This is a genomic window from Psychrobacter sp. CX18, assembly GCF_057396215.1.
The window spans coordinates 64,427-82,451 of sequence record NZ_JBXYJH010000014.1 but is presented as its reverse complement, the minus strand read 5'-3'; the positions used below and the strand labels follow the sequence as shown (position 1 = coordinate 82,451).

General features: G+C 39.7%; 9 protein-coding genes. 2 read left to right on the top strand and 7 right to left on the bottom strand.

Annotated features, from left to right (window positions below; translation table 11 throughout):
• Positions 1 to 3: 3 nt before the first annotated feature.
• Positions 4 to 1,230 (bottom strand): iron-containing alcohol dehydrogenase, encoded by a 1,227-nt coding sequence (locus tag AC2SLT_RS11515; RefSeq protein WP_486547793.1) that lies wholly within the window; start codon positions 1,228 to 1,230, stop codon positions 4 to 6.
• Between the two features lie 371 nt (positions 1,231 to 1,601).
• Positions 1,602 to 2,312, bottom strand: coding sequence for a TetR/AcrR family transcriptional regulator (locus AC2SLT_RS11510; protein ID WP_486547817.1), 711 nt, complete (start codon positions 2,310 to 2,312; stop codon positions 1,602 to 1,604).
• A gap of 645 nt (positions 2,313 to 2,957) precedes the next feature.
• On the opposite strand from AC2SLT_RS11510, the gene AC2SLT_RS11505 reads away from it, so the two are divergent.
• Positions 2,958 to 7,832, top strand: coding sequence for an NAD-glutamate dehydrogenase (locus AC2SLT_RS11505; RefSeq protein WP_486547792.1), 4,875 nt, complete (start codon positions 2,958 to 2,960; stop codon positions 7,830 to 7,832).
• Between the two features lie 381 nt (positions 7,833 to 8,213).
• On the opposite strand, the gene AC2SLT_RS11500 is transcribed toward AC2SLT_RS11505, so the two are convergent.
• Positions 8,214 to 12,338, bottom strand: a complete 4,125-nt coding sequence (locus tag AC2SLT_RS11500) for an AAA family ATPase (RefSeq protein WP_486547791.1) — start codon at positions 12,336 to 12,338, stop codon at positions 8,214 to 8,216.
• 423 nt (positions 12,339 to 12,761) lie between these two features.
• Here AC2SLT_RS11500 and AC2SLT_RS11495 point away from each other — a divergent pair, with 423 nt between their 5' ends.
• Positions 12,762 to 13,895, top strand: a complete 1,134-nt coding sequence (locus tag AC2SLT_RS11495; RefSeq protein ID WP_486547790.1) for a hypothetical protein — start codon at positions 12,762 to 12,764, stop codon at positions 13,893 to 13,895.
• A gap of 62 nt (positions 13,896 to 13,957) precedes the next feature.
• Here AC2SLT_RS11495 and AC2SLT_RS11490 read toward each other — a convergent pair whose 3' ends face one another.
• The 4 genes from AC2SLT_RS11490 to AC2SLT_RS11475 all read right to left on the bottom strand — a co-directional run bounded on the left by AC2SLT_RS11490 (position 13,958) and on the right by AC2SLT_RS11475 (position 17,825).
• Positions 13,958 to 14,260 (bottom strand): helix-turn-helix domain-containing protein, encoded by a 303-nt coding sequence (locus AC2SLT_RS11490; protein WP_486547789.1) that lies wholly within the window; start codon positions 14,258 to 14,260, stop codon positions 13,958 to 13,960.
• The gene (locus tag AC2SLT_RS11485) at positions 14,253 to 14,585 is read right to left on the bottom strand and encodes a type II toxin-antitoxin system RelE/ParE family toxin (protein WP_486547788.1); all 333 of its coding nucleotides are present in this window, start codon (positions 14,583 to 14,585) and stop codon (positions 14,253 to 14,255) included. The genes AC2SLT_RS11490 and AC2SLT_RS11485 overlap by 8 nt, the downstream gene beginning before the upstream one ends.
• A 312-nt stretch (positions 14,586 to 14,897) precedes the next feature.
• Positions 14,898 to 16,010, bottom strand: a complete 1,113-nt coding sequence (locus tag AC2SLT_RS11480) for a Fic family protein (RefSeq protein ID WP_486547787.1) — start codon at positions 16,008 to 16,010, stop codon at positions 14,898 to 14,900.
• Between the two features lie 174 nt (positions 16,011 to 16,184).
• Positions 16,185 to 17,825: an exonuclease SbcCD subunit D C-terminal domain-containing protein gene (locus AC2SLT_RS11475; protein WP_486547786.1), complete on the bottom strand. Its 1,641-nt coding sequence runs from the start codon at positions 17,823 to 17,825 to the stop codon at positions 16,185 to 16,187.
• Between the last annotated feature and the right edge of the window lie 200 nt (positions 17,826 to 18,025).

Below are 18,025 nucleotides of genomic sequence, written 5' to 3'. Positions count from 1 at the left end.
ATGTTAAGCATTGTCCGGTGTTGTGATACCCGCTGCTCGTTGTAAAATGCGACGTGAGACATCTAAGTCATTGGCTTTATGTTCTCCTAACTTGACCATACCATGCTCTTGAAGTTGCTTAACAATAGGCTCAATTGCTGTCTTATCTAAATCAGCGTCCACTAAATTGACAGGTAAACCTAGACTTCTAAAAAATTCTTCGGTATAGATAATGGCGGTTTCGATGATCTCATCTTCAGTTAATGACTCGTCCTCGATATTGATATTCCAGACATTATGTGCATATTGTAGTAACTTCTCTTTTTTGCTTTCTTTAAGCTCACGCATAACCGAAGGCAATACAATCGTTAACGTTCGGGCATGGTCGATGCCATGTAGCGAGGTAAGCTCATGACCAATCATATGTGTTGTCCAGTCTTGAGGGACCCCAGCGCCAATGAGACCGTTCAATGCCATCGTCGCGGTCCACATAATATTTTTACGAATCTCAAGGTCATCAGGATTCTCTTTAACCGCCAAGCCCTCGCTAATGAGTATTTTAAGTAAACTTTCTGCAAATGCATCTTGTACCTTGGCATTAACAGGGTAGGTTAAATATTGCTCCATGACGTGAACATACGCATCAGCAATACCATTCATCACTTGACGCTCAGGTAAAGTGAGGGTCTTAGTAGGGTCAAGGATTGAAAATTTTGGATAGACAAGAGGGTTACCAAAGGGTAGTTTTGCATGACGTTCACTATAGTTAATGACACCACCAGAGTTCATCTCAGAGCCTGTGGCAGGTATGGTCAATACTGTTCCTAAGTCCACAGCAGAGTTAATATCTTTGCAATAGCTGGTTAGTGCCTCCCACGCTTTATCACGAGATACACTACCGTCTTTATCTTTTAATGATGACACTAACGCCACAAATTTACTACCATCTATGACCGAGCCGCCACCGACTGCTAATATGAAGTCAATATCGTGCTGATTCACCATATCCGCTGCTTTCATTAGAGTAGTAAATTCAGGATTTGGTTCAATACCGCCAAATTCAAAAATCTCACGACTACCATTAGACTCAAGTGCTGTTTTAACTTCGTCAAGGGTACCGGTACGTTTGGCTGAACCGCCACCATAGGTGATTAATACATGAGCGTTTTCAGGTACCAGTTTAGACAATTGTTCAATCTGGCCTTCACCGAATACGATACGAACGGGATTATGGTATTGGAAGTTATTCATATTATTTTCCTTTTTTAAATATTTGAACCTTTGTTATGAAGAGCTATGGGGAGTCTTCGTATGCCATCATAGGCGGTAGTATTAAGTTAATGTTAAATTATAGTACTTAATGTATAAATGGATTCTACGCTAAGATTAGACCGGTCGTCTAGTAAATTTTACAAAATCATCCTAAATCTATCCAATAATCTTATAGTAATTCTATAAATCTGGCTGTTGAGCATACTGTGCAAAGAGGGGAGCGTACACGCAACAAATAGTTGAATTAAAAATTTCACTGCAAATTGACTAAACAATAGTCTCCGCCAGTGCCATGGTCGAATGTTCCACACGCCCTAGTGTTTTATTCATAAATTTTTACTCATAGAGTATTATTTTGAATCAAACCCTAATTCTTTGGTCGTTGATAGCCACATTTCTTGTAAAGGGATATCAGACTGGCTAGTTTTAGCGATAAGACTGGCGCCTAACCAACCGTAATACCAACGCTTCGCTGCACTTTGCGCAGCTAAAGCTTCTGCTTCATACAAGTCTTCTGTTTCAGAAGTCGGGTGGTCTATATTTTGTGACAATGTCTCAAAATCAGGTTTGGGTAGCGAGCCATCCTTCCAACCTGCCTTAACTTGTTCACTAATCCAGTTAATCGTTTGTTGGTAACCACCAGAGAGTGCTTCTCGCATGGGTTCAGAGATATCGGCGACTTCGCCACTCAACTTAACGACCAAACACTTTTCATGATCGCAGCCATTTTGCTGAGTGTCATACCAATATTGAAAATAGGTGTATAACTTCTGTTGGGCACTTATATTTTGATCTGAAATCAAATCCAACCGCGTTTTATAATGATCAAAATACCCTCTGATAACGGCTTCGCCAAACGCTTCTTTAGACGCAAAATAATGATAAAAAGAACCTTTAGGAATGCCCGCTGTATCTAAAATCAGTTTAATACCGACTGCTGTAAACCCCTTTTGCGCCAAAAGTTTATATCCAGTGGCCAATAGGTGAGATTTGGTATCACCCTCAGCTGTGTTAAATGAGGGGTTAACGAGGGATGTATCATTCGGTTGCAACTCTGGCATGAAGGCGTAAGTATCTGATGTTTGTTCAGAGTTAGAGGTATTGTCTAACGCCTCTTTTTCGAAGGGTTTATGCTTATTAGGACTATTCGAAGGTTTGACAGAAGACATAAAGACATCCCGTTTTGCAAAGAGGCATTCAAGTTTAAAAAATGAAAAGATTTTAGTGCAACGATTATTAAGATTTAAAAAGTGATACGATTTAAAAGTGATAAGAGTTAAAAATTAAAAGTCGCCTGCTATTTTAACACATTTAAATTTGACACATTTATAACAGGGTTTCCGCTTACCGCACAGTTTGAACGTTAACGATTTAGCTGATTTTTCATTTTATTATTTAGGCCCTAATTGCATACTTATAATTATGGGTAGTATACCTACCTATGAAACATTATTAAACGCTTTAGTCTGTAGTCATCAGAATGTAGAATCTAGGGTTTATAATACGAATTACATCAAATCGTGACCGAATGAACTCATGCCGACAATAAAACTGTACTCGTCCTTAATTTATTCTCAATTTAATCGAACATTAACTATTCTGATGAACTTTCAGCCAAAAAAACCGATTTAATAACCAACCGAATAATTAATCAATAAAAAACCTAAATAAAAATGTATTCACAAAGTTAACAATAAGGATAACAAATGCAACCATATGCTTCTTTAACCACTGAGCGTCTTGAAAACATCGTTAATATCGCCCAAGACTATGTCAGTGAAGACAAACAATTATTTAAAGACTTCATCACCGTCTATTACCGTAATTTGGCCACTAGGATCGCCGATAGTGAGTCTGATGAAGACTTAGCTGGTATTGCGTTACACCATTTTGTATTGCTAAAGTCGTATCAAGACAACCAGCCCAAGTTAAGTCTGTTCAATCCCAATGTTGAAGAGCATCATTTCCATAGCAGTCATACGGTCTTGCAATTGGTAGCATACAACCGCCCATTTTTAGTAGATACCTTATCCATGTGTATCGAGGAACATGGGCTCGATGTACACAGTATCCATAACACCATTATCGATATTGAAAGAGATGAGTCAGGTGCTATTTGCACTGTCCAGGATGTACAAAATAGTGATACCAAGTATTTGTCAGTAATACACTGTGACATTGAGCGCACTGATAAAGCCACCATGGAGGCATTAGAAGCGTTTATTAAAGAGAAAATCTCAACATTAGATATTGTAGTGGGTGATTGGCAAGCGATGCGTCATAAGCTCATCGACATTAAAGAGGATTTGGGTAAAAACCCAATCCCAGAGGCTTACCACAAAGCTGAAGAGATAAAACAGTTCTTACAATGGATATTAGACGATCACTTCATCTTTTTAGGGTTTAGAGAGTATCGCATCGAAGGTATTGATGCGTTACACAATAAAGACTTAACAGATTCTGGTGCTGTGTCTAATGAAGTAGCGGACAAAATAGACTTGATAGCTGTGGGTAATAGTGGTTTAGGACTCTTGCAAGGTGAATCTGAGGACACGCAGTCGAAGAGCTTTTCTCAATTACCCAGTCGTTTAAAAGTATTGATGACCGCACCACGGGTGGTGTTGCTGTCAAAATCAAGTCAACGATCTCCCATTCATCGCCCGGTATATATGGATTTCTTAGGTATTCATAAATACGACGAAGCCGGCAAACTAATCGGTGAGTATCGCTTTATCGGGTTATTAACCTCACAAGCGTATCAGCTCACCGTACAAGAAATTCCATTATTACGTGAGAAGTGTCAGAAGATTATGAAAATGGCCGACTTCCCAGAAGACGGTTATAACTATCATAAATACATTCACATTATCAATACCTTGCCTCGTGATGATTTATTCCAAGCCAGCACCGATGAGCTCTATGCTATCGTCTCTGGGATTGCGCAAATCAAAGATAAAAAACGATTAAGCTTGTTTGCTCGAGTGGATCATTATCAGCGCTTTGTGTCGTGCTTGGTCTACATTCCTAATGAGAAATTTAACACCGATATACGTCTAAAAGTACAACAAGCCTTGGTCAACGCATTTAATGGGTATTCTTCGGGCTTTACCACTGAGTTTGATGAATCCTTTCATGCTCGAGTCCATGTCCATGTGCGAACCGAACCCGGAAAAATCAATGATGTCGATTTAAGACAGTTAGAGGAAGAGCTTAATACCTTAATGGATGACTGGGCGGATCAATATCAACAAGTGATGGTAGAGACCCTTGGCGAACAAAAAGCCAATAGCTTATTAAAGACCTTCTTACAGAGTATTCCTGAAGCTTATAAAGAGCATTTTGATGCGCGCACTGGCTTAGCCGATACTAAGCGGCTGGCTAGCCTTAGCACTGATAACCCCATGATTTGGAAGATTTATCAATCGACTGGGGATGCCCAAAATCAATTACACCTCAAGTTATACGGCTTAAATAAGCCTGCGATCTTGTCTCATATATTACCCATACTTGAGAATTTTGGGGTGTCGGTGATTTCAGCCCAGACTTATGAGTTTGATGTGGCTGAAACCCCTCTGTGGCTCCAAGAATATGAGCTCACACTGCGTCACGCTAAGACTATCGATATGAAGGTCGTTCGTGAGCAGTTTGAAGACAGCTTGGCACAAATATGGGCAGGGCGGGTTGAGAGTGATCCGCTAAATGAGTTGGTATTGTCTACGCGTTTAGGAACGTTTGAAGTCGTCGTTTTACGTGCCTTGATGCGCTATATACTGCAAGCTAAAGCCCCGTTCTCAAGCAACTACATTCAACAAACTTTAGTGAAGCATGGTGATATTGCCGTGTTATTGGTTGAGTTGTTTGATACCCGTATGAATCCATCGATTGGCAATGATGACCGTCAGACTAAAGTCAGTAAACTTAAAGATCAGCTGAAAGACGCATTATCAAAAGTTGAGAGTTTAGATGAAGATAGAATCCTGCAATGGTATCTAGATTTAATCAATGCCATGCTTCGTACCAACTTTTATCAGCGTGATGAGCAAGGCAATCGTAAAGATAGGCTTTCGTTCAAGTTTGCAGCCGATAAGATACCAAACCTTCCTAAGCCAAAACCCATGTTTGAAATCTTTGTGTATTCACCAAGGGTAGAAGCAATTCATTTACGTGGCGGAAAGGTGGCAAGGGGCGGTCTGCGCTGGTCCGATCGCATGGAAGATTTCCGCACTGAAGTATTGGGCTTAGTCAAAGCACAAATGGTGAAAAACGCCGTTATCGTCCCTGTCGGCTCAAAAGGCGGGTTTATCGTCAAGCAAAAAACACCCGCTGATGGCCGAGAAGCCTTTCAAAAAGAAGGGGTGGCCTGTTATCAGACTTTCCTAAGAGGCATGCTAGATATCACAGATAACATAGTCGATGGCAACGTCGTGGCGCCTAAAGACACGGTGCGCCATGATGAAGATGACCCTTATCTGGTGGTCGCAGCCGATAAAGGCACGGCAAGCTTCTCAGATATTGCCAACGGTGTCGCCGCGGAATATGGCTTTTGGTTAGATGATGCGTTTGCCTCAGGCGGATCAGTTGGTTATGACCACAAAGCGATGGGTATCACTGCCCGCGGTGCTTGGGAATCGGTAAAACGTCACTTTAGAATGCTAGGTCGTGATATCCAGAATAAAGATGACTTTACCGTGGTCGGTATCGGTGATATGAGTGGTGACGTGTTCGGTAATGGCATGCTATTGTCCAAATATACCAAATTACAAGCTGCCTTCAACCATCTGCATATCTTTATCGACCCGAATCCCGACTTAGAAAGCTCGTTTGCAGAGCGTGAAAGACTGTTCAAATTAGAACGCTCTACTTGGGATGATTATAATAAGTCATTAATAAGCGAAGGGGGCGGTGTCTTTTCACGTCAAGATAAGTCCATTGATATGACCCCTGTGATGAAGTCGGCCTTTGATATTGAAGAGGATTCATTAACCCCTAACGAGCTGATTAATAGGCTGTTAAAAGCGCCCGTTGATCTGATTTGGAATGGCGGTATCGGTACCTATGTCAAATCCAGCGATGAGAGCCATGCTGATGTTGGCGATAGGGCCAATGATGCCGTTCGAGTCAATGGTAAAGACATTCGAGCCAAAGTATTTGGCGAAGGGGGCAATTTAGGCTGTACCCAGCAAGGCCGTATTGAATTTGCGTTATGCGGAGGTCCAGAGCACGACGGCGGACATCTCTATACCGATGCCATTGATAACTCAGGTGGTGTCAACTGCTCAGACCACGAAGTTAATATTAAGATATTACTAGGCAAAGTGGTCGAGCAAGGTGATATGACCATTAAACAGCGCAATGATCTGCTAAAGAGTATGACCGACGAGGTGGCCGAGTTAGTACTGCGTCAAAACTATCTACAGCCTCAAGCCATTGAGCTCAGTCATCTGAATCCAGCGGACAATCTGACCGATCACAAACGTATTATTGACTTTTTAGAGTCAGAAGGACGTCTTGATCGGGCGATAGAGTTCTTACCCTCAAACGAGGTTATTGAGCAGCGCATGCGTACTGGTGCTGGCATGACCCGTCCTGAACTGTCGGTGATATTAGCTTATGGCAAAATGTGGGTATACGATCAGTTACTAGAGTCAGATCTACCTGATGATCCTTATTTTGTTAATGAGCTACGTAAGTATTTCCCTGATAAGCTAGCAAATCAGTTCTTTGATGAGATGACGCGGCATCGTTTGCATCGTGAGATTATCAGTACCTACTTGACCAATAGTGTGGTCAACCGTCTGGGTATCGAAGCGATTTTCCGCTTATTTGAAGAGACCAATCAATCCATTGCGACCATTATCCGAGCGTATGCGATTGCCAGAGATATTTTCCAAGTTACTCAAAGCTGGAAAACGCTTGAAGCACTCGATAATCAAGTCGATGCCATTACCTTACTAGAGCTCGAAAACAGAATAAGAGACGTCCTAGAGCAAGGTATCGTCTGGTTAATCAATGCTTATGGCAGTGATTTAGAAGTTGCAAATACGGTTGATCGCTTTAAAAAAGGGGTAGAGGAGTTGACCCAGCCTCAAGGCATCATTGCTACCCAGTTTGATGCAAATCTGGAAGATGATATTGCAGATCTAAATTCGGTAGGCTTAGATCAAAGTGATTCTCAGACCTTTGCTATCTTACCGTATGCCATCGATGCGTTAGATACCGTATTATTGGCAGAGCAATATGACTGCACGATTGATGCGGTAGCGAAGCTGTATTTCGAAGTGTATCAAAACCTGCATATCGACTGGCTAATGGATAAGGTCGAGCATCTACCACAGCAAGATCATTGGGACAGACGTGCCCGTTATGCGCTACTTAACGAGCTATCACGCAGTATCAGACAGATGATGACCAAGTTGCTATCACAGGAAGAGCCTGAGCAAGCGTTACAACAGTGGCAAAATGCTCATAAACCGTCTATTGAGAGTATGGCCAGCGAAATGGAGAATCTTGAAGGCTCCACGGTTAGCTTGTCTGCCTTATCCGTCATGATTAGCGAGATAAATAAATTGATTAGCGAGTAGCTGGCTGTTTTTTAGATTATGTAGCTAATCCTGCCATCCGCTACTATCTTGGTTTGCAAAGGGCTAACCGCTACGCTTTAACCCGTTCCTGCTTTGCGATAACGGTTTAAAGCAAGCGTATCAGCCCTTTGCTTCACCAAGTATATCCGCTACTGTCAGGGCTAAACCGCTCTATCTTCTCACGTGTAAGTCATTATTAGAATGCGGAATATTAAACTCAAGGTAAAAATAGGCTTGGGGATGAGTTTTCGGTTAAATCCCCCTTTGAAAAAAGGGGGAATTGCAACCCTTTTCAGTATTTTCCAATTGAGCAGCTAAAAGTACTGTTAATAATTCAGTTATTAATATTGCCGGCTATTAAGTTGAGGTTGAGGTATAAAGTTATGTTTCCACAGCATAACACCCTGCTCCGCTAATCTGACTGTGCCCACCCGATATCTTTTCAACCTTAATTTGAGTTAGTATTCGCTCTTTTAAGCTCTGAACATGTGAGATGACCCCAATTAATTTACCCTCAGCTTGCAGGTTAGTCAAAGTATCAAGGGCAATATCGAGCGAGTCCTCATCAAGTGTGCCAAATCCTTCATCCAAAAATAACGAATCTACACTGATATTTTGACTCGCCATTTTGGACAATCCAAGCGCCAATGCCAGACTAATAATAAACCCTTCACCGCCCGACAAATTCTTGGTACTACGAATCTCACCACCTTGATAGTCATCAATAACGTTTAGCTCTAGCGGATTTTCCTCATCACGGGTAAGCAGGTAACGATCACTCATCTTTTTAAGCTGGGTATTGGCGTTGCTGACCATGATTTGGAAGGTCAAACCTTGTGCAAAGGTACGATATTTTTTACCATCTGCTGAGCCAATGAGCTCGCGTAAATTACGCCAAACTGCAAATGATTGTTGTTGCTCTTTAATCGCCTCAAGTTGCGCCTGTTGATTGGCTTTATTGGCTTCATTGTCTTTAAGTTTTTGTTCAAGTGCACCGATTTGTTTATTAAGCTCTGATATCTCACCGTCTATTGCTAACAGTTTGGTCGTAAGTGTAGCTTTAACGGTTTCATTATCTTCATAGTCTTCACCATGCTCAACTAATGGATTAGCCAGTTTTTCTTCAAGTTGCTTTTTGGTATCCTCAAGTCTATGTTGCGCAATTTTTAAATCACTGTCTATCTGCTGTTGTTGTCTGGCTAATGCCTCACGAGTCTCACGCTCCAACATGGCCTCTTTAAACTCACTTTCATCATTAAAGTTATTATCTTTTAACAATCCATTAAACACAGTTTGTTGCTGGTCTAACTTTTCACTGGTTTCTGTTATCAACTTATCCAGTTTTAACCCTTGTTGCTTAAGTTGTTCAATACGCTGTTGGTTATTATTAAATGATTCTCTCACCTTAGATAACGTTAATCTGGCCCTATCCATTGCCAAACGCAGGCGTTTATCAATGGCGTCTATGTCGGCAACTTCATAAGCAGGAGCTACTCCATTGCTGGCTTTATCATCAACATCAACATCAATATCAATATCAATATCAACATTCTCAACAATGGGCACCTGAATATTAAGCTCACTAACCATCTTCTGATAGTGCGTTTGTCTATTGCCTTGAAGTGATTTCAGATTGGCTTGCAAATCCTTGATAGACCCAGTTAAAGAATCCCGTTCACTTTGCAACTGTTCAATCTGAGTCACTAAGCCTTTGATACTTGTAGTTAAATTGCTGATTTCACTACTTAGCGATTGGCTAATTTCTCGCTGTTGGTCATAGTCCTTTTGAAGTTGTTGCATCCCTCTACAATAATTGCGCAGAGTTTCTATATACGTTTCAGACTCAGGTATGGTTAGAACCTGTTTATTGATTATAGAGTCACTTAATTCATCCAATTTAGTAGTAAGGATTGTCCACTTATCATTATCATCACCCTTATAGGGACTGGCTAGATGACGGATAGACTGAACCAAGCGCTCAATCTCTGTAAAATTACTCTCAATATAAGCGTCATCACTGGCAACTTGTTGTTGACTCAGTTTAATCTCTGTTTCGATATCATATATTGCTTGCAAAGCAGAGTGGGCATTATCTTGCAGAGCTTTAAGTGCCGTTTCGCTTTGGTTAATGTCGTGCATTAACCTATCGTGATCATCAAGCACCGTGTTAAGCGCGTCCTTTTGCGAAGCTAAATCCTGTATAACGTTTTGCAATAGTGATATTAAATCATCGGCTGTCGCTTTTACATTTATTAGCGCTTCGTTAGAGATATCTCTAGCAGGTTTATCAAAATCATGATTATTTAACTTAGCTTCCAAAGTCTGTTGCGAGTCATTGAGTTTCGTCACTAATGAATAGTTATCAAAAATCTCTACAAGCTTAGGGCTAACGTTATTTAATAGTTGTTTAAAGGTCGCTATCTGTGATGAATTATTAACGACTAAATTTGATGCTTGGGCTAACTGATCACTTAACTGTTTTTGATAACCGTTCAGCTCATTTTTCGAAGTTGCCAAATTAATTTTATCTTCAGCAATAAGCCTCTCGATATTCTTAATTTCATTCGATAATTCACCTAAACGGTTTTTAAGTTCAGCAATGGGTGAGGGCTTATCCAAACCATCTTGTGACGTGTTCTCTAACAACGGATGATTGCTCGCATAAGGATGCTCAAGCGACCCACACAGCGGGCAAGGCTCATCGTGTTGCAACAGATGTATAAAATCCTCAAGTTTAGCGACCTGTTGCAATAGCTCTAGATTGGTCTTTTTATCCTCATACTCAGTATTTAGTCTATCAAGCGTCTGTTCATTTTCCTCAATACGGTGTTGACACTTATCAATCTTAGCTTGACTACTGGGTAGTAAAGAAAGAGACGCCTGTACTTGTGAGCTAAGCTCACCTATCTGACAAAATTGCGCACGCATATCTCTAAGCTGTTTGTCACTTTGGTCGATATGGTTTAGTTGATGACGTAGCGATTGTAAGGTTTGCCCTTGCAATAAATTACGATGTTGTGCCTTTAAAGAGTCAACCTCTTGTTTTTTACGTTCAATTTGACCATCCGCCTGTTGCTGGCTACTCTTGAGCGTTTCAAGTTTCTGCGTTAACTGCGCCAAGTTACTCAACGCCTGACTTCTATGTAACGCCTTATCCGCATTATTGCTTAACAAGCTTTTAATCTGCTTCCCAAGCTGATGAAATGACTCAATATGGCTGACAAGTTGCTCATGATGCGAGTGAGTAGCAAGATAATCGGTTGCTTTATCCAGCTGAGTCTTCAATTGCGCTTGATCAACTTTAGACGTCTTTAAAGAAGCGTTTAACGCATCAATATTGGTGGTCAGCGAGTCATAACGAGTTTGTTGGTCGTCCAAACGCTGTTGAGTCTGCGAAATTTGACCATTGAGTCCCCTTATGTCACCTATCAAAGGTTGTGCTTTCTCATACTGATCCGATGCTGTTTGCTCAGCTGATATGGCATGGTCTAAATCAACCTTATTTTGGCTAAACTGACCTTGAGCTTCAGTCAGATCCTGCTTACATTGATTCTGATCTGTTTTTAAGCTGTCCAATTGCTGACGATAGATCACCAGTTGATTAAAATCATTGCTAATTTCAAGCGCCTTGTTTGCCTTATCCAAACGCTCGGCATCCGCTGTAAACCCCAACTTCGCCTGCTCAGCATCCTGTACATCATGCTGATACTGCTTTTGCTTACCTTGTAAATCCGCAACCGCATCCAGCCACTTAATTTGCGTCTCAAACCCTGCCTGCGTGGCTTTCTTAATATCCAGATCACCACTCAAAGTGTCAATCGTCTCTCGGTACTCTGCTTCGGTATCAGCATCCAACAGCGACAAACTATTTGCTACTGCTTGCATCCGATCCAACTCTTCTTTCTCGAAACGAAACTTCTCATGCACGTTTTTAGAGATATCGGCATAAATCTGTGTACCGGTAATCTTCTCCAAAATATCGGCGCGTTCATCAGCGTTCGCCTTCAAAAATGCTGAAAAACTGCCCTGTGCCAGCAAAATAGAACGGGTAAACTGAGAAAAATCCATCGACGTCAGTTCAATAATTTTCTTTTTAGTCAGCGAGGATTTTTCTTCTAATACTTTATCGCCCGCACTTGGATTATCGGTATTTACCTCGGCGATCTCATGCGTCGCACTTTGCAAATTCCCATCAGACTTACCATACGCTCGGCGTTGACCCCAACGGCATCGGTACTGCGCCCCGTTCAACTCAATCACCACTTCGGCATAACATTCCCCCGTTTGCCGAGTCATCACATCATTGGTTGAGGTAATCTCACCAAGGCGAGGGGTCGCCCCATACAGCGCTAAACAAATGGCGTCCAAAATTGTGGTCTTACCCGCACCCGTCTGACCAGTAATGGCAAAAATCCCTTCATTCACAAACGCCGAATCGCTAAAGTCGATACGCCATTCGCCCTTCAAGGAATTCAAATTTTTAAGTCGTAGTTCGATTAGGCGCATGATGTCATCTTAGAATAAATATAAGAAATAAGAAGTTAAAAGGATGCTTTGAAGTTAATCAGGATTGGTAGCTAATCTCGCTTTAGCTTGTATCTTCTTAACTCAGGGTATATCTTTCCATAAAATCCCCTTTAGGGGATTTTTTCTTGCGAACCTAAAATGACAGTGCAATTTTTTAAAGGTTCTCAAATCGAGGCTAAACCGCTCCTCCGATGAAAGGTTAGTGTATCAAATAAAAAAATTGTATAGATTTCAATTTAAAAAAGTAGGTAAACTGGTAGGTTGACGTAGAGTAGTAAAACTAATTTTAAATAATTATTTAGTATCATAATTTAACGCAACGTTCGAACTAATTGTATCAATTTAACTTTTACATTATAGCTTTTAGTAGAATCTTTCAAAATTTGGGGTTTTGATGGCAATATGAGCATTGAGTCATTGAATGAAAAACAAGCTTTAAAAGCCTGTATCGACGATACTATAGCTTTTAAAAATATGTACATGCAAATTCATAGCTTACCTGAAGTAGGTCTACTGCTTAATGGTTTTATGACTGAAATAGCAATGTTTACAATTGAAAGCTATGATGTAATTACAAGAATAAATCCCGAAATGAAACAATTGTTCGATAATGATGCAATAGATAAACTAAGACTCAGTCGTCATCGAGCTAAGTTATTTGACTCAAAAAAAGACTTCTATGAAGTCTTGTCTATCCTAAAAACTATTGATGAAAACGAAATCAAAAGGTATAAAGAGCTTAATTCTAATAATATAGGTTCTATACTTCCTTTCCTAATTGATGATATGGGTATTACCCAATTTAAGGGTAGATTTATTACAACTACTCATTCAACCATTTATGACTTTGGACCAAATTTTAAATTTGATGAAAAGTATGCATTTGAATTAGGGCAAAGTATTGGTGTTTATCTTCAGACTGTTATAAATGAATTTGATGTTGATGTTGATGTTAATGAAGATATCGAGTTAACAAAATATAAATCAAATATTCGTCAATATGAGACAAAGGATATAAAAAGTAAAAAACTATATTCACGTATTAATTTTCAGAATAGTAATAAAAATTTCGCACCTGCTTTATCATTATTATTGGTACGGCTTAATTATACAAGATACATTACTTCGCAGTTTTTCCAAGAAGGAAGTCTATGTCTATTAAGATTAAGGTTTGTAAATGTATATCATACTTTAAGCTCTTTAAGAAAAATACAATCTTTGATTATGCAAAATGATCCAACTACTACAGAAAAATTCTTTTTTAAATCTATATTTGCTAGCAATGATGTTAAGTGGCTCTTAGGTCAAGGACAACTTCGAAATTTTTTGACGCATTATTTTCTAGATAGTAAACAATTAAGAAAGATGCCTCTAAATTTTACTCGGGTAGAAGCTATTGAGATTCTAAGTGGAGGTATTAAATATAGTGATATAGATGCAAGACTAATTAGTGCTATTGATATTGTTACTAATAAAATCGAAGGAATATTAAATCTAAAGGCGGATATGTCTTGGTTAGGTAGAAATAAAATATAGAAAACTTAGACAGAGCTCTTATCCTAAAGAATTACTATCGCCTACTGAAAATTAATCAATACTCAATCCACATCTACTAAATCACCCTCTGACTTCCTTTGAGTGAAATCTAAACTAATATCGACACCCAAATTTGCATTAATATTGACGAGAGCATCTAAGCTGAATTTGCTAATTTTTCCGTGCAACAAATCATTTAGCCGAGGTTGAGTAATTCCACAACGTTTAGCAATTTCACTTTGAGTGCCTGACATATGCTTAACTAAATCAGTAATATGGTGCATTAACTCAGCACGCATTTTTAAGTTAGCACTTTGAACAGGCGTATCACTTATGGCATCAAATACAGACGTATATCTAGTCATCTTGTAACTCCTTTATAAGCTTTTTTAGCCTTGATTTAGCAAGCGTAATATCTGAATGAGGTGTTTTTTGAGTCCTTTTAGTAAAGGCGTGTAAAACATATATAACATCAGCGAATTTAGCAGTGTAAATGACTCGGTAAATACCATTAGCGTCTTTAAGTCGAATTTCGATAACACTACTGCCTATACTATGCATGGGTTTAAAATCATCTGGCATATCGCCTAATTGAACTTTATGAAGTTGATATCCTGTATCATGCTTTATGTTCTCAGGAAATGAACGAACTTCATCTAATGAAGTCCCCAAAAACTCAATATCTTTCATAAAATCCTTTTAATTACTTATTGTATTATATCAGTACTGATATAAAAGTGATAGGGTGTACTAAATTTATTTAGACTTCATACTACTGATAATTATGTATGAGTATTCGATTTTTTTAATGCTTAGATTTATATAGAGTGAACAACACTACACAAACTTCTAATCTTACTTGATTCAAACCTCACCCGAATTAACATCTTCATGAGTCGCCTCATGCAATATCTGCTGATAAGCATCCTGTAGCTCGTCCTTCTGTGATTCAGCGATATCATGCAACGCTCAAACACTTCTTTATGCTATGTACAAGTGACATTAAATTTGATCGGGCAAACGATATTTTCTAGCTTTGCGCTCGCCACTGGCGACTAATAAATCTTGCTGAACTAAAGCGTTTAGGTAGCGTCTGACGGTAGAGGCGGATTTGCGTATCAAGATTTGAGCGTCACTATTGCTAATACTCGAATTTGTCTGTAAGAATTCGCTAATCAACAAATAGGCTTGTTTTTCGTTGTCAGTCAGTTTACTTAATTTATCGCTCACTATATCAACTTTATCGCCCATTTCGCTATCTTTATCGCTCAAATCATCATTCTTATCGCTCATTTCTACCGATTTATCGCTCACATCAGTGGTTTTGGCGTTATCAGGATTATAGCTAACGTCTTTATCAGTACCCCCATTAGTATAGGCATTGACCATATTCAAAATAGCATCAAGCATAAACTCAATAAACACAGTGGAGTTATTGGCTTTATCTGCGAGCCCTAGTGCTCTATAATATTGTGCTTGGTTTTCATAGACAATCGTCTCTACAGGTAACCATGCAAACACAGGGTTTTGCAGACTTAATAATACGGTTTGCCACAACCTACCCATGCGCCCATTTCCATCACTAAAGGGGTGTATGACTTCAATTTCATAGTGCATCACCTCACTTTTTATTAAGATAGGCGTGTCGTCGGTTTTTGCCCAGTTAAATAAATCCGTCATGAGCTTAGGTACAAACTGTGGGCGTGCTCCCATATGGATAAGATTGCCTGAACTGTCATAGATGCCAATATCGCCTTTTCGCCATTCCCCTGAATAATCTGCCAAGCCCTTTGTCATCATCCCATGTGCTGTTAAAAAATCATTGATGCTATAAGGGTCAAATTTTAAGATTTGCTCATATGCATCATAGGCGTTTTTAACCTCTTGAATTTCTTTAGGGTTGCCAAGCACCCGTTTACCGTTGATAATATCAGTCACTTGCGTTAGGGTTAATGAGTTATTTTCTATGGCTAATGAAGACTGAATAGAACGCAGACGATTGTCTTTTCTTAGGTGCAGTTGCCTTTCATAGGCTACTTCTAATCGTCCTATCTGTTGTGAGATTAGCACGATTTGATTTAGCATGGTATTGGTGAGGGTAAAGGGCGGTTTCATAGCATATCCAAATTTTACAACCTGTATGTATGTTTATATTGGTTGGGGCTTTATAGGATAAACCATCAGGGTGTTATTTACGAGTCAAGAGTATTTAAGACGACTAGATGCGGTGTTGATAAGCGTTAATTAGTTTTCTTGAAGATTTGACTGTTTAAATACGTCTTACTTAAATTAAACCTCACCCGAATTAACATCCTCATGAGTCGCTTCATGCAGTATCTGCTGATAAGCATCCCGAAGCTCATCCTTTTGTGACTCAGCGATATCATGCACTGTCATACAGCGCTCAAATACTTCCATCACATTCAGATCTTGTAGCGTCTCGGTACTATTCTCAGACGTTAAGACTTTATTATAATTATTCGTGTTCTTTATTTTTAACGCTTTAAATGAGGTGCCTTCTAATAACGCCTGTATTAACTCATTAAAATTACTAACGATTTCATTACCTTCATAGATAACTTCCAACCAAATAACCTCATCTTTAGGAAGCGTATTTATGGACTGCTCAATATGTGTCATATCTCCTCTAATCTGCATTAACTTTTGAAAAGTAGGGATGGGTATAGAGGTAATCTGCATCTGCTTATCGTGATCGTGATAAACAGGAGTAGGCGAGTCGATGTCATTTGTATCAAAGCTGTCTGTCTCGAAGCGATCTACATTAGCTGGATCAGTTGTAATAGTTTCAGTCGGGATTTCTTCAGACAATTTATGGGTATTATCTTCGTCGTTATTGCTTTCATCAAGTTCATCATCAAGACCTGCAAACAAATCATCAATAAATAGACTGTCTTGATTTTTAAGTTTAGGCTTAACCGATGTTTTTGAGCGTGTTTCAGAAGTAGATATTTCTGACGTAGATGTTTGTAAGTTTGGGGTGATAAAGGTTTCATTTGGCTCAGATTGCAAAGGTTGGCTATCATCTAAATGCTCATTTATAAAGTCGCCAAACTGAATCAACAAAACTTGCTTTTGCTGGCGAGCCTCCCCAAAACCCATTGGAATTGGCGAACCACTATATCGAATGTGCTCACGTCCACCGACCCGTTGCGGTACATGCAAATGACCCAGCGCCACATAATCAAAACAGTCTGCAAACATATCAGCCGATATTTTACCCAATGAGCCAACATATAGATTGCGAACGCCGTCATCATCTGTGGTACGTCCACCAGAGGCAAACAAGTGACCGGTAGCGATAATAGGAATATGACGTTGGTATTGTTCTTTAAGCTTAACTTGTTGGGCTTTGGCAATTTCTGCCACGCCATCGTAATGTGCTTTGATACCTTCTATGACTTTGCTGTCTTTATCGCTATCAGACTCGCCCGCTCGACTACTGCGAACATCACGATCACGCAAATAAGGAACAGCAGTTATGATACAACAAGGAGTGCCTTCGCTATCATTGAGGGTCAACACCTCGGCTTTTAGATCCTCACACGCTGTTCCGATTACATGCACATTTAAAAATTTTAATATATTGCTGGGCGCATCAAGAAAGGTAGGGGAGTCGTGATTGCCAGCAACGATGACGATATGCTGACAGATTGAATGAGCAACCCGGCCCAAAAATTCATAATACAGCGATTGTGCTCGATTGCTCGGTGTCATGGTATCAAAAATATCACCTGCGACTATTAGGACATCAACTGTATAGTGGCTGATTGAGTCTTCTAACCACGCCAAAAACGCTTCAAACTCTTCATAGCGTAATTGACCGTACAGACGTCGACCCAGATGCCAGTCTGAGGTATGGAGAATGGTTAAAGATTTAGAAGAGGTAGACGGTTCGGTGGACTTTGTCATATATAATATTACAACGCTTAACTAGTTTAGAGGATGACTTAATCAACAAAAGATTTAGGATGAAATAATCATACCATAAATAGTTTTAAGCAGGCTTATAAGCAGCTTTAAGAAGTTGATATGCTATTTCTTCAACATCTTTATAAGAAGGTTGCTAACAATTTTGAAAACAACCTATCTTCTCTAGCTATCAACACGCT

What these genes read in the sequence shown, in the direction of transcription:
- AC2SLT_RS11515 (WP_486547793.1), bottom strand. Translation starts at nt 1,230, where the DNA reads ATGAATAACTTCCAATACCATAATCCCGTTCGTATCGTATTCGGTGAA.
- AC2SLT_RS11510 (WP_486547817.1), bottom strand. Translation starts at nt 2,312, where the DNA reads ATGCCAGAGTTGCAACCGAATGATACATCCCTCGTTAACCCCTCATTT.
- AC2SLT_RS11505 (WP_486547792.1), top strand. Translation starts at nt 2,958, where the DNA reads ATGCAACCATATGCTTCTTTAACCACTGAGCGTCTTGAAAACATCGTT.
- AC2SLT_RS11500 (WP_486547791.1), bottom strand. Translation starts at nt 12,338, where the DNA reads ATGCGCCTAATCGAACTACGACTTAAAAATTTGAATTCCTTGAAGGGC.
- AC2SLT_RS11495 (WP_486547790.1), top strand. Translation starts at nt 12,762, where the DNA reads ATGAGCATTGAGTCATTGAATGAAAAACAAGCTTTAAAAGCCTGTATC.
- AC2SLT_RS11490 (WP_486547789.1), bottom strand. Translation starts at nt 14,260, where the DNA reads ATGACTAGATATACGTCTGTATTTGATGCCATAAGTGATACGCCTGTT.
- AC2SLT_RS11485 (WP_486547788.1), bottom strand. Translation starts at nt 14,585, where the DNA reads ATGAAAGATATTGAGTTTTTGGGGACTTCATTAGATGAAGTTCGTTCA.
- AC2SLT_RS11480 (WP_486547787.1), bottom strand. Translation starts at nt 16,010, where the DNA reads ATGAAACCGCCCTTTACCCTCACCAATACCATGCTAAATCAAATCGTG.
- AC2SLT_RS11475 (WP_486547786.1), bottom strand. Translation starts at nt 17,825, where the DNA reads ATGACAAAGTCCACCGAACCGTCTACCTCTTCTAAATCTTTAACCATT.